The 813-nt window shown below is 65.6% G+C and carries 1 protein-coding gene; it reads left to right on the forward strand.

Translation table 11 applies throughout. The features are described 5' to 3' along the window. Positions 1-806 (forward strand): transposase (locus tag ACVOLO_RS18025; RefSeq protein ID WP_481571698.1); only part of this gene is annotated, 806 nt, incomplete at its 5' end. Positions 807-813: the final 7 nt, after the last annotated feature.

Here is an 813-nt window from a genome sequence, read left to right on the forward strand (position 1 = left end):
TGGCGTGCCAGCGCATCGTCCTGGAGGCCAGCGGCGGCTATGAACAGGCCCTGCTGAAGTGCCTGCATCAGGCCGCTTTGCCCGCGGTGCGGCTGTGCGCCCGGCGTCCACGCGAGCTGGCGCGGGCCTTGGGGGTGAAGGCTAAAACCGACGCTTTGGATGCGCGTGTACTGGCCGTCGCGGCGCAGTTGCTGCCGGCCGCATTGACCGAGCCGTTACCGGATGCAACGGCGACCTTGCGCCAGTGGCTGCAGCTGAGAACGGCCTTTGTAGCGGAGCGTGACCGCCATCGTCGTCGCCTTCAGCAACTGCAGGAGCCGCAGGTGCAAACCTGCCTGCGGGACTGGATAAACAAGCTCCAGGTGCAGATCAAGGCCTTGGACAAGCTGCTGGCCAAACGGGTCAGCGTCGAACCCTCACCACTTGCGAAGGCCCCAGGGCTGGGCCCGATCCTGCGGGCCACCTTGACGGCGCGGCTACCCGAACTGGGACAGTTGGATCGCAGGCAGATAGCGGCCTTGGTAGGGCTGGTTCCATACAACCGTGACAGCGGACGCTGGCGAGGCCAGCGCCGCATAGCCGGTGGACGGGCCGACGTGCGGCGCGTGCTGTACATGGCCACCTGGTCGGCGATACGAGGCGATCCGGCACTGGCATCGTGCTATCGCCATCTCGTGGCGGCAGGTAAGCCCAAGAAGCTGGCCGTTACCGCCTGCATGCGCAAATACCTGACCCGGCTCAACGCGATGAAGCGTGACAACGCGCCTTGGCGGGTCGGCTCTATGGAGACTGTGCAAGACAGTTGACTCCTAC

This window comes from Stenotrophomonas sp. STEN056, assembly GCF_056759635.1.